Genomic DNA, 12,341 nt, shown 5'->3' with positions numbered 1-12,341 from the left:
CAATGACTTCAGTCTCGAATGAGCGCGTGCCAGCCTCGGGACGCGCTCATCGGTGCGCCGAGCTTGACTCCAGTCGATCAGTAGCGTTTGCCGGCTACAGTCGCAGAGTCCAATTCCCGAGTCACGATTTGGAGCCCGCCGACGTCGGCTACCGTTTTGACCATGCCGACCCCGGGCGCCCACCACTCATCCGCGGTAGTCGTTTCGGTTGTCTTTGCATTGGACGACGTCTGCGCACCTCGATAGTGGCAGGCATTGTTGAAGGTCTTACCGTTCTTGAGGCTCACAGTGTCGCGCCCGACGTACGTCCGCTGCATCGATATAGCCGTTTGGTACCCGCCCGCTGGCAATACCGGCTCATCCACATAGTTCACGGATTCCGTTCCCGCAAGCCCGATAGTTTCGACATACCCACGCGAATACACGTTCTGCGCGATCAAGAATCCGGAAACAAATGACTCATCGCCGTAGTACGTGCGTGCACCATTTCCTACGAGATAGTAGAGGTTGCTTTGTACCGGATTCGTAGCACTTTTCTCAATTTGTTGTGTCAGCGATGTGCCTAGGAACGTTGCTGGTGAGTAGGTTCGCGTATATAAACCCTCGTCCATAGCGGGGCTTTGTGGCGGCCGTTGAACGTAGACATGCAAGGTAACGGTATCGCCTTTCTGATAGACCGGATCGCAATCAAGGTTCGAGAGCTGGCTCGCGTTCGCGACAGCACTGCTCGAACCAAGGGTAGGCTGACCATCTCCCCCACAGGCAGCTAGAACCATACTAGCCAGCGTCGCCATCGTCCCGCTCCACCCTCTGCTTCTTTTCATTTCCGTCCTCCAGATGTAGTCGAAAAAGCCCTCGCGAGGGCCCTTTGCTCTCTCAACGAACTGTGGCTTTTGATACCCGAACAACGAAATGTGAGCGCTTCGGTAATTCCACGCAGGCGGAGTGAATTGCCTCGCCCGAGAAGCATCATAGAATATGGGTCGTCGTGCCCCATGCCAGAAGTGAATTTGTCAGATCGCATCCCGGAATTTAGACAAGAGAGCATCACCATGAAAGACGTTTCCATTGCCCATCGTATCGGCGCAGCAACCATCACCCGGGTCGACGAAACCGACTTCGCACTGGCTCCCAACATCTTGTTCCGCGACTGGGATGCTGCCAGTGGTCGCGCCCTGGAAGCGCACCTTGCGACGGCCAGTCTCGACCTCGTGAATCAACGTGTGCCGATGAAGACGCACTTGTGGGTCGTCGAAATCGATGGGCTGACCGTGGTCGTCGATACGGGGATCGGCAATGGGAAGTCGCGGCCGTTCAGCGCGCTGTTCAACATGCTCGACAACCCGTTGCTCGAGCGCTTCGAAGCGGCGGGTTTTCGGCGCGAGCAAGTGGACTATGTGCTGCTCACGCATTTGCACGTCGATCACGTCGGCTGGAACACGCATTGGATTGATGACCGCTGGGCGCCCGTGTTCCCGAACGCCACCTATGTGTTCAGCGAGCGCGAGCGCGACTATTTCGCCACGCCGGCAGGCGAGCCGCGGCGCATGGTGTTCGAGGACAGCGTCCTGCCCATCATCGAAGCCGGACAGGCTCGTGCCGTACCGGATGCAGGCGAGGAAATCGTCGACGGCATCCGCTTTCTGCCGACACCGGGCCACAGCATCGGACATATGGCAATCGAGATTCGCTCGCAGGGAGAAGCGGCATTGTTCTCCGGCGACGTGATGCATAGCCCGGTACAGGTCTATCACCCGCAGTGGAATTCGATGTTTTGCCTCGATCAACAACTCGCGCGAGCATCGCGGCAATGGCTGCTCGAATATGCGGTCAATACAGGCGCAACGGTGTTCGCCGCACACTTTCCGGAAACATCGGCCGGCACCGTGCGCGAGGGGCGGAACGGCTTCGAATGGCACTACCTAAGTAGTGCGAAATAGAAATACGCCTGCGCCCCAGTAAGAGAAGCGAACGCTTATACGTACAGCGCAACTGCTGTGCGTATAAGCGCAATGGATCTTTATCGCGGCCACTAAAGACGCCATAGCAATCACTTTTCTTGTTTTCCCTGTATTCTCCCCGCTCGCTGACATGAAATAAGAAGTTTCATCCTCTAGCGAACGGAGATTGGTTGATGCAGACACGTGAACAAGCGCTGAATTCGAAAGACGTGAGCGCGGCGCAAGCCGGTCGGGTTGACGCAACATGGCAAAGCATTCTGAGTCAGGACGTCATATGCAGCGCTTCGATTCTGGTCGATTCGACCAGCCCCTCTCCGGCAGCGCTTTTCACTTCGCAGAGCGCACGCTCAGGCGAAGAGCATCAGGTTACTGAAGCACTGGCCATTGTGGTTCGCGACGTAAATGATCAAACGGCGCGGCAACTCTGTCACGTGGCAAGACACGCCGATAGCGAAGGCGGCTGGCAACTCATTCCGCTCTTCCCGGACATCGTGCCCGTCGAGGTCGTAGCCGCCACGCCGTACGCGACAGCCAGCTCATCGCAGCCTATTCAGGCACTGTTCACGGACGGGCAAGCGCTCTACTCCACCGCGTTGCAGCCAGGCGAAAGGACATGGATGAGCCCGCAAAAGGTGGGTGGGCAAGCCGTATCCAACCTGCGGATCGCTTATACCCCATTGGGCGGCATGGTGGTTTATGGAAAGACCGCGGACGACAATCTCTTCGTTGCCTATCAGCCTACGATGGGCGGCGCGTTCGTCGCCACGCCCTGCAACCTGAACCACCACCTTGCGTCCAGCGATTTTCACCTGTGCATGCTGGACGAAAGCAACTGGACGCTCGCTGTGAATGCGAACGGCAACCCGGTGCTTTACACCGGCATGCTGGGCGCCACTGAATATGCGTCCACGGCGTTCCCCGCCAGTTTTCAGGGGACGATCCGCAAGGTGATATTCGGCTATTGGAACGCGCAGCAGAATGCATTGATGTTTCTCTTCGCGGCGGCCGACGGTTCGCTACAGGTGTGGGCAGAAAATTCGTCCAACAGCGCAGCCCGTGCGCAGCCGGTTCCCAACGGCAAGATCGTCAACGCTACCGGCTACATTGACGACAACGGTGGACTTCACGTCTATGGAGTCGATGAAGCGCGCACGCTTTGGGTGATTCACCAGCGCGCCGACCTCCCGTGGGACGAAAACGGGCTGCCGCTCTGGACCCCGGCCATCCCGCTACGCAAGGATGTGGCGGCGTTGACGAGCGATATGACCCAGACGGCTGAGCCGACGCTTCTGGCTTTCGCGGCGGCTGACTATTCGATGCATCTTCACACCCAGGATTCGGTCAGCGGCCTATGGCGCCGGGTTCCTGTTTTGCAGTCGTCTGCCAAAGCGTTCGAGGTCGTGCGATTTCGGACCGAGGTGCAAATCACGGACGGCTGGGGCAATCCCATCCCCTTTCACCCCGTTACGCTCAAGGTCGAAGCAGAAGGCTCCGTACTCGACATCGATCTGGCGGGGAAAACCTATCGCCTCGGACGCGCAACCGAGACACCGCTCACGGCGGACGCCCACGGCAAGGTCACCTTCGCCGTCCTCGCGTCGGCGGGGCTGTCCAGCCCGAAGCTCGTCCTCGATGCGCCAGGGCTGGATGCCCCCATGCAAGTGGTGCCTGGTCAGAGTCTGCATACCTACCTGTCCGGAAAGGGCACCTTGAATCCCACGAATCCGGGTGGGCCGCTTCCCGTCTTCGACGCTGCAGGTTCAACGTTGATCTCGGCGCATGTCGGCGGCAAAGCACTCGCCCCCGGCCTGGCTGGACAGGGACAGTTAGCCGCTACGGCCGCCAGCGCGATCCGACAAACGGCTGCACTCGGAGACGGCAAGAACACGGAGATCGTCGGCTATGCCGGCAGCCTCCGCCCAGGCGCGAGCCGCTTCGAAGTCTTTGACAGTCGCCAGCAATTGAACGAACGGCTGACGCAGCTCGCGGGCGGCATTGAGCCCGAGGATTTTTGGGGCGACCTTGGGAAGTGGGCCTCCGACCTTTGGGAAGGCATCAAGAACGGGGTCATCAAACTCGCCGATTTCGTCGTCGATGCTGCCGAAAAGGTGGCCAATCTCACGATCGAGATAGGCGACTACATCAAGGAAGGGATAAAGCTCGCGATCAACGGTATCGAAAAGGCCGTGCATTTCATCGAGGGGGTCTTCAACGCTATCGCGGCTGGAATCGAGGAAGTGATCGACTGGCTGAAGGCGCTATTCGATTTCGCAGCGATCTGGCGAACCAAGCGCGCGCTGCAACAGGCGCTGGTCAAAACCCCGGCCTATACCAAGTCGCTCGCCGGCCTGGGGCGCAAATTGGCGGATGGGTGGTTCGCTGGGCAAAAGGCGTCGGTGAATGGTGTGTTCGATCGCGAGATCCAGAAATTCCGCGGTAAGCAATTCAACGATCTCGCAAGCTGGTGCCAACCCGGTTCAGGAAACGGTTCGGGCACGATCGTAAAAGGCCTCGGCGTCGACGACATCAAGTCCAACGTGCATCACAACTGGCTTCAATCGAAGATCCCCTCCTCCGTGACGCTTCAATCGCAACGTACGTCGGCGGCCACCGATGGGCAGGACGCCTGGGCTGCCTTCGTGGCCCAGCTTTCCGAAACGGGCGGCGATCTTCTTGCAGCGGCACAACACTTTCGCGATGCCATCTCGGACACGGTTCAACATCCTGGGCAAATTGGCTCACTCGCCGTGGTCGACCTCCTTCAGATGATCCAATCGCTAGTCGACGCGGGACTCAGTCTGTGCGACGCGCTCGTCGATGGATTCATCGCGCTCGCGGAAGATGTGTTGGATGCCTTGGCGGCCCTGCTCAATCAGGAACTCGACCTTGGCATATTCAATATCGTCTGGGACTGGATTGCCGACCTGGCCGGCGCGACGGGTGACGACCGGAAGCTCACGGTAGCCGCATTGCTGTCGTTGCTTGCGGCCTTTCCGGCGACGGTTATCTACAAGCTGATCGAAGGCGTGGATACCGAGCCATTCCCGGACGGGCAGCTGCCCCTGCCGATCTCGGCACAAGCTGGGATGAGCGGCACGCCACGGGCCTGCCGGATCGTTGCAGCCATCCTTCGCATGCTGACGGCGCTTCCCGCGGCCATCTCGGAGGCCCTGGGGCCGGCAACCCCAGGCCTGCTCTCCGCCGGCTCCCTGACACTTTCGATGCTCGTTTGGGGGCTCAATAACGGCTATCCGGAACTCTCCATGATCGAATGGGGTATCGCCGGTACGCTCGGATCCCAGGTTGTCTGGGTCGCCCCACTGGCTTACTTCGTGATGAAAGCCAAATTGACCGAGCTGCGGGAAGAATATCCCAACGAAATTTACGACGGCAGCCTCCTGGTGTTTGCGCTCTACGGCCTCGTCGCCATGATCTACGGTGCATACGAGGACGCAGTGTCCCCCCGGACGCCGGAAAGTGTGGTGGCCGGCGTGTTGCTGCCGCTCCCATCGATGTTTCCGCTTCTCTTGAACTCGACCGGGGAGCGCGAGAGCGAGTTCGCACCGCTCTTTCTCGCTGCCGACATGATCTTGGTCGAGTTCGGCTATATCGGCGGGGGCGGTGCCCAGCTGATCGACGCAATCGCGAGTTGAGCGAGCTGAACGCCATTGCATCCCCGAAGCAGCGAAAGCCGCAAGGCATCGAGCGGCGTCGCTGCTTCATCATCGAGGCACACATAAGAAAGAGCCATGCAAGCAAACGAACGTCAGGCGGGTACGAGCCCTAGCGTCACGAACGGCTGGGACGCCGTATGCGCGATGGACGCCAACGCGATCAACGCCATCCTGTTGCAGCAGTATCTCGAACTGCACCCCGATGCCAGCGCGATGCATCTTCGGGCAGTGGTCGACGGTAGCGACGGCAACCTTTGGATCCTCGATCTGACGCTCGGCCCCCCGAGGGTTCAATTTCACGATCTTCCCAGCGATTCCGATCAATGCGAAGTGACGCTCGTTATCGTCACGGGCTCGCTGTTCCGATTCGACGGTTTCAAAGGCGATATAGCCTACGAGATCAAGATCGCACCCGATACGTCCTTTCTGCGCGGCGCCTTGGACCTGACGAAAGTGACGGGCGACGTGGATAAGCTTGGCGAAGTCGTGCTCGACCTCGGACGTGCGGCTTATGCACCCAAAATTCAGGGCGTCGACCCGGATTCGACGCTGTCCTCGAACATTGGCGACGCCATCGTGGCGTTCTTCAAATATCGCGATACTCGCTACTCGATCGGCAAGATCGTGGCCAGCCCGCAACCGGGCGGTCTGCAACCGACCTCATTCGAGATTTCCACCCAGAGCACAGGCGATGGCACAGGCGACGGCTGTGTATTGCTGCTGATCAAAACGGATGGCGCCGGTGGCAAGCGTGGCTCGATCACGCCCTACCCGATTCCGAAAGATTGCACAGCTGCCTTGATCGTGTCGGACCGTACGGTCTTTCAAAGCGTGTTTCCCACCTATCTGTCCAAACTCTTCAAGAGCCTTGGAGTCGTCTTCTCCGGTGTCCAGTCGCCGACAACCGGCTCGTGGTCGACCCAGGGCAACGGTGGCGCGTTCGACTTCGGCGTCTTCGACGCCGGCCAGGGAGTCACGACCATCATCACGTCTTCGGATAGCGATGGAAACACCGCGCCCATCAAAATTCCGATCACGGGCTTTACCGTTGCGTTCAACGACAATCAAGTCTCGGTGAGCTGGACACGGAATTGGCAGCAATATTTCAGCGTCTACAACTCCGCCTCGAAGGGGGGACCGTCTGTCCGATCCACACATATCGACTTCGGCTATTCGCGTCGCGCCGCACCCCATATCGATCCAGTCACGGACGACGTGACCTTCGACACCCTGAGTGAAACCGTAGATTGCCGGAATCCGGATCCTCCGCACTGGTGGGATATAACCGGCTCTTCGATCAAGTTGCCCGATGTCGTACGCAAGACGATCCAAGCCTCGGTCGGGGCATCGCTGAAGGGATTTTCGCTACCAGACGTCAACACCTTTGCGCTGGCGAATCTGCTCTTTCCCTCTCGTCACGTCCTCGAGTTGACCCGGGCCTCGGTGCCTTGCGACATCGTCCTCACGGGGCAAATGGCGATGCCCATCACCGTCACACCGACACAGGTCAAGCTCACTGCCGGGAAGTCGCAGCGATTCAGTGTCGCCTCCGGCAGCGCCTCCGTTGACATCGAGTGGATGCTCGGACCCGGTGGGCGAGGAACGATCGATGCCAATGGAAACTACACGGCCCCACCGACGATCGACAGGGGTGAAGTCGTCATCGTGAATGCCATCGACAAGACCAATGCGACCCACGTCGGCCGGGCGATGGTGTGGCTCTATTCGGCTACGGCGGATGGCGCGCTCGCCATCGTTCCCGCAACGCAAGCCGTCACACCCGGTGCCGAGGCTTTTTTCAAAGTTGAAGATACGTCGGGCACCGAGGTTTCTGCCGACTGCACCCTCGAGCCGAATGTCGGAACGCTGGTTTATTCGAAAGCCGAACGTACATGGGGTTATCAAGCGCCCGCCTCCGCTACTGCGGACTGGCCGGTCACCATCACGGTGACGGCGCGCCCGACGACTGGCGGCTCCAGCACGGCAATCGGGACAATCGTCCTGATGCCGACGGTCGCCACGTTATCGATCACGCCCGCACAATCGACCGTTCGCCCTGGCGGCACCATCGAGCTCACCGCCCAGGGCGCCGACGGCTTGCAATGGGCCGCCAATATCGGCGACATTGCGCCGACGACATCGGATGGAACGCGCGCTGTCTATACGGCGCCGACCACAACTGCCGGTGGCCCGACGAATGTCGTCGTCGTCGCATATTGTTCCCGGGAGTCGCTTAGCGCCGCTAGCGCAACCATTACGATACAAAGCGCTTCGTGATCCGGCTGAGCGCGCTGTGCCCCCCGGGGCACAGCGCTTGGGCGCGGTATGCACAGCGGCTTCCGAGGGCGTTTATATGGCAGATCGATTCCATGCAATCGCGCGCTAATGTGCATACCAAAGAAAGCAAAGAAGAGTCATTCGCCATCCTAGCCACCAGTCCATCGGAGCAGCGATGCTGGTTTAGCGAGACTCTGGAAAAGCCTTGGCATCCCAGTCAATCCGATAATGGTGCTGAGATCCGAATATCTTGGCTGGCTTGAACAACGTCTTCAGCGCGATCGGCATCACGATATCCATCAAGGCCCTGGCCAACGGCCCCTGAGCTTTCTGGTTGTTGGTCTTGGCGGCGTTAGCGGCCACCTTTTCGACCCGCTCACGCCGTAGTTGCTCGTAGCAGGCGAATGCCTGAGAAGGCTCGGGCGTATCGCGCAGGCAACGCGCCAGTTGGATCGCACTTTCGATCGCCAGTGAAGCGCCTTGTCCGGAACTGGACGACGGTGCGTGCACAGCATCACCAACCAACACCATCCTCTCGCTATGCCAACGTGGCACGGGTGGCATCATCTCGCTCGCGATAGGTCCCAAAAGCTGATTCCGATCCGAGTGCTTCAGGAGTATCTGCGCAGGCTGGTCGTCGCCGTAGAGCTCGCGTAGCTGCTCCAACCATTGCACCGACGGCACTTTACGTACCTCTCCCATCGACGAAGGCGCAGCATGCGGAAGGTTGCCGAACCAGCAAATGCCTTTGTCGGGGTCCGCCCAATAGCCCCAAAAGGCGCGCTTGCCGAACACGAACGTCATCGTGTCGGAAGGGACCGGTATGGTGTCGCGTGGCGCCACGCCACCAAAACCTAAGGTCCCTGCATAGTGCGGGGATGGCGCACCGGGATCGATCAACTCGCGCACCGTGGAACGAATGCCGTCCGCTCCGATCAGGATATCGCCACTGGCATCGCTGCCATCCGCGAACGACGCATGCACGCCATTGGCCGTTTCGCTTGCCGTAACCAGCCGTTTTCCGTGCACGATGGGGATGCCTGCGTCTTCCGCGGCCCGGCGAAGCACTCGATAGAGATCGGAGCGCCACACTACGCGACTGGGCTGCATCCCTTCCAGACCATCGAATCGGCTCAGCACTTTACCGCGGCTGTTGGCGATCGCCATGTGCGAAATCGGTCGGCTCGCGACGTGTAGATCGGCATCCACACCGATGATTTTCAGTGCCTCAAGGCCATTGGGGGCCACCATCATGCTGCCACCTACCTGGTCCGCCGTAGCGGAGTAAGACTCATAGATCGTCGAGCGGATGCCGGCCTTGGCCAGCGCCAGGGCCACGGCCGGCCCAGCGATACCGCCTCCGATGATTAGTACGTGTGTCACGGTCTTCATGCCTCACCTCGATATACGTCATGTTATGACTATACTATAGCCATAACATGATTAATCGTGCAAGATACTGCCGCTACCCACATCAGGATTCGCATGTGACAACCCGTCCGCGACAACGGTCGCCCCTGGCGATGGTGATTCTTGGCTTCGTGCTCGAAGCCCCCTCGCACGCCTACCGGATGCACGAACTCATCAAGCAGCGCGGCAAGGACAACGTGGTCAACGTGGCGCAACGCAACAGCGTCTACCAGACCATTGCTCAGCTGAAGACAGCCGAACTCATACGAGTTCGCGAAACGCAGCAGGACGAGGGGCGGCCCGAACGCGTGGTCTACGAGATCACGCCGTTGGGCAAGAAGACTTTCCACGCGTGGCTGGAAGCCATGCTCGGTGAGCCGCGCCGCGAGTTCAATGAATTCCCCGCCGCGCTCGCCACGGTGATGGCGCTGTCGCCGGAGGTGGTACTCGCACAACTTCGGCGGCGCAGTGAGACCCTCAAACACCAGTTGGCCGAATCGCTATCGATCTACAAGGAGTCGCAGAGTAAGGGGTTGGTGCGACTGTTCATGCTGGACGACGAGTACAAGCAGGTGCTGCTGAAAGCCGAGATCAAATGGCTGGGTGGATTGATCGCAGAGCTCGAATCGGGTGCGATGACGTGGAGCGAGAAGTGGTTGCGTCAATTCGCTGCAAAGTTCGAAGGCGGTGGATTGGACTGATGCACCGATCGTAAGCCCCGACCATCCTCGAGCATCGAGAAACCGAGCACTTGCTGCGGGGATGGCTTCAGCAGTCGCCCGGGAACGCGCTTAGCACGGGGCTTTCCGCATCATTATCGGGGGATCGGAAAAGCGAGTGGACAGGCGGACCTCATCCGAAAATAATGTCCGCGTAGCGCACATATCATTTGAAATGAGGAGGCCGCCACCATGAGTGCAGGAGAACTACTGTTCCGGATGTTCCGCTATCAGGCTTGGGCAAATGAGGAAATCCTGGAAGCCATGAAGGGGCTCGACGTCGAGCATCATGCCGAGGAGCGGCGTCTCACCCTTCGATTGATGAACCATTGCCTCATCGTGAACAAGATCTTCGCAGCTCATCTTACCGGCCACAGTCACGGCTTCTCTGCCGACAATCCGCCAGATACCCCCGAGCTCGACGAACTCCGCTCGGAGTTGGCTACGGTCGACCGCTGGTATCTCGACTATGTCAGCGCAGTGACGCCGGCGATGTTGTCTCAAGCCGTTCCATTTGTGTTTACCGATGGAGACAATGGGTACATGACGCGCGAAGAGATGCTCACCCACGTCATCACCCACGGTGGTTATCATCGAGGCGAAGCGGGACGGGTCATGAAACAAGCGGACGCCAGCTCAGGGCAAGGCATGAAGTTGCCATGGGATACCTACGCTGTGCATCTCCACCGAACCGAGCCCGAGCGGAGACTCCAAGGCAGGGTAGAGCCGGCAGAAACCGCCGGCAAATAGCCAGGCCATCACGCATGTGGGATGGCCTGCGATGAGCGCGCCGTTCGTCATAGCTGCATGGTGCGTTCGCGCGTTCGTACCCGCGCACAAGCCCTGCACCCGCATACCGGCCGGCCCGCCATCATCGCGCAGCGACGACAGGCGCAGCACCTGTATCCGTCAGGCCCCCACCCAGCGCCTTGTAAAGCGCAACGGCATTCCCAAACTCGGCACGTCGCAAGTCCAGCAGTGCCTGTCGCGCCGCATAGAGTTGCCGCTGCGAATCCAGCAGTTCGAGCCGCCCCTCGACGCCTGCGCGGTAGCGCAGGTTGGAAAGCTCGGTGCGGCGCGCCTCGCTGGCGACCACGCGGGTCTGCGCCTCGATCTGCCGGCTGAAGGTTTCGCGTCCGGCGAGGCCATCGGCCACCTCCCGAAACGCGGTCTGGATCGCGCGCTCGTATTCGGCGACAGCGCTTGACTTGCGTATCTCCGCCAAGCGCAGCTCGGAGCGCAGCCTGCCGCCCTCGAACAGCGGAAGCGTGACCTGTGGAGCGAAGCTCCAGACCCGCTGCCCGCCGTCGAACAGGCTGCTCATGGCCGGACTGATGAAGCCCAGCGAGGTCGTCAGCGACAGCCGCGGAAAAAACGCGGCACGCGCCGCGCCAATATCGGCGTTGGCGGCCACCAGATTCTGCTCGGCCTGCAAAATATCCGGCCGTCGAAGCAGCAGTTCCGACGGCAGGCCCACCGGTAGTTGGGTCACCACAGGCTGCTGCTCCAGCGGCAGCGGTTCGGGCAGGTCCACCGGCAGTTCGGCACCGACGAGCAACCGCAGCGCATTGCGCGCTTGCGCCACGGCTCGCGTGCGCGCTTCGAGATCCGCCTCGGCGCTGGCGACCTGACCTTCGGCCTGAGCGACGTCCAGCCCACTGTTCTGATGAGCCGCCCTCAGCCGGCGCGCCAAGTCGAGCGATTGCCGCCAGTCGCCCAGCGTACGTTCGGCCAGTTGGCGCTGCTCTTGCGCCAAGCGTTCCGCGAAGTAGGCGTCCGCCACCGCGCCGACCAGCGCGATTTGCACGGCCCGGCGTCCCTGATCGCTCGCCAGGTAGCGCGCAAAGGCGGCATCCGACAACGACCGCACGCGGCCGAACAGATCGATCTCGAACGCACTGAGCCCGACATTGACACCGAACTGCTTCTGCGTCGCCTCGAGCACGGGAGGGTTTGCGTCGGCATCGGCAGCCGTGCGCTGACGCGTCAAGCTGCCGGTCGCATCGACGGCCGGCAATCGTGCGGCACGCGCAATACCATACTGGGCCTCGGCGGCCTGCACGTTCAGCGCGGCAAGACGCAGGTCGCGGTTGTCGTTCAGCGCCGATTCGATCAAACGCTGCAGACGCGGATCGCCGAACATAGCACGCCACCCCAAATCGGCCGCATTGGCGTGGGTGCCGGAATCGGCCTCTGTCGTATAAGCCGTCGGTACGGGCAACGCAGGCTTCACGAGCGCAGGGATCATCGAGCAGGCCGACAAGGCCAGGACGATGGGAAGAATGAGAAGTCGCATGACA

8 protein-coding genes are annotated in these 12,341 nt (G+C 60.4%); 5 read left to right on the top strand and 3 right to left on the bottom strand.

Going from position 1 to position 12,341, the window contains the following annotated elements; all coding sequences use genetic code 11:
* Positions 1 to 77 precede the first annotated feature (77 nt).
* Positions 78 to 794, bottom strand: coding sequence for a hypothetical protein (locus D7S89_RS17875; protein WP_183085252.1), 717 nt, complete (start codon positions 792 to 794; stop codon positions 78 to 80).
* Positions 795 to 1,052: 258 nt separating this feature from the next.
* On the opposite strand from D7S89_RS17875, the gene D7S89_RS17870 reads away from it, so the two are divergent.
* The 3 genes from D7S89_RS17870 to D7S89_RS17860 all read left to right on the top strand — a co-directional run bounded on the left by D7S89_RS17870 (position 1,053) and on the right by D7S89_RS17860 (position 7,912).
* Positions 1,053 to 1,940, top strand: a complete 888-nt coding sequence (locus tag D7S89_RS17870) for an MBL fold metallo-hydrolase (protein ID WP_121279379.1) — start codon at positions 1,053 to 1,055, stop codon at positions 1,938 to 1,940.
* Positions 1,941 to 2,134: 194 nt separating this feature from the next.
* Positions 2,135 to 5,614: a hypothetical protein gene (locus D7S89_RS17865; RefSeq protein ID WP_121279376.1), complete on the top strand. Its 3,480-nt coding sequence runs from the start codon at positions 2,135 to 2,137 to the stop codon at positions 5,612 to 5,614.
* A 96-nt stretch (positions 5,615 to 5,710) separates the two neighbouring features.
* Positions 5,711 to 7,912 carry a hypothetical protein gene (locus D7S89_RS17860; protein WP_121279374.1) on the top strand — a complete coding sequence of 734 codons (2,202 nt, stop codon included), beginning with the start codon at positions 5,711 to 5,713 and terminating at the stop codon, positions 7,910 to 7,912.
* 183 nt (positions 7,913 to 8,095) lie between these two features.
* Here D7S89_RS17860 and D7S89_RS17855 read toward each other — a convergent pair whose 3' ends face one another.
* The gene (locus tag D7S89_RS17855; protein WP_121279372.1) at positions 8,096 to 9,304 is read right to left on the bottom strand and encodes an FAD-dependent oxidoreductase; all 1,209 of its coding nucleotides are present in this window, start codon (positions 9,302 to 9,304) and stop codon (positions 8,096 to 8,098) included.
* 95 nt (positions 9,305 to 9,399) lie between these two features.
* Here D7S89_RS17855 and D7S89_RS17850 point away from each other — a divergent pair, with 95 nt between their 5' ends.
* Positions 9,400 to 10,023, top strand: a complete 624-nt coding sequence (locus D7S89_RS17850) for a PadR family transcriptional regulator (RefSeq protein WP_220702169.1) — start codon at positions 9,400 to 9,402, stop codon at positions 10,021 to 10,023.
* A gap of 210 nt (positions 10,024 to 10,233) precedes the next feature.
* The gene (locus D7S89_RS17845; RefSeq protein WP_121279368.1) at positions 10,234 to 10,791 is read left to right on the top strand and encodes a DinB family protein; all 558 of its coding nucleotides are present in this window, start codon (positions 10,234 to 10,236) and stop codon (positions 10,789 to 10,791) included.
* A 121-nt stretch (positions 10,792 to 10,912) separates the two neighbouring features.
* Here the strand turns inward: D7S89_RS17845 and D7S89_RS17840 are convergent, their stop codons facing one another.
* A complete protein-coding gene (locus D7S89_RS17840) occupies positions 10,913 to 12,337 on the bottom strand; it encodes an efflux transporter outer membrane subunit (RefSeq protein WP_121279366.1) in 1,425 nt (474 codons plus the stop codon).
* Positions 12,338 to 12,341: the final 4 nt, after the last annotated feature.

The sequence above is a fragment of the Trinickia fusca genome (assembly GCF_003628145.1).
GTDB lineage: Bacteria > Pseudomonadota > Gammaproteobacteria > Burkholderiales > Burkholderiaceae > Trinickia > Trinickia fusca.
This window is presented reverse-complemented; position numbering and strand designations above follow the sequence as displayed.

Excerpts from the sequence above, each read along its gene's own strand:
- D7S89_RS17860 (WP_121279374.1), top strand. The coding sequence starts at position 5,711 with ATGCAAGCAAACGAACGTCAGGCGGGTACGAGCCCTAGCGTCACGAAC.
- D7S89_RS17840 (WP_121279366.1), bottom strand. The coding sequence starts at position 12,337 with ATGCGACTTCTCATTCTTCCCATCGTCCTGGCCTTGTCGGCCTGCTCG.
- D7S89_RS17870 (WP_121279379.1), top strand. The coding sequence starts at position 1,053 with ATGAAAGACGTTTCCATTGCCCATCGTATCGGCGCAGCAACCATCACC.
- D7S89_RS17865 (WP_121279376.1), top strand. The coding sequence starts at position 2,135 with ATGCAGACACGTGAACAAGCGCTGAATTCGAAAGACGTGAGCGCGGCG.
- D7S89_RS17875 (WP_183085252.1), bottom strand. The coding sequence starts at position 794 with ATGGCGACGCTGGCTAGTATGGTTCTAGCTGCCTGTGGGGGAGATGGT.
- D7S89_RS17845 (WP_121279368.1), top strand. The coding sequence starts at position 10,234 with ATGAGTGCAGGAGAACTACTGTTCCGGATGTTCCGCTATCAGGCTTGG.
- D7S89_RS17855 (WP_121279372.1), bottom strand. The coding sequence starts at position 9,304 with ATGAAGACCGTGACACACGTACTAATCATCGGAGGCGGTATCGCTGGG.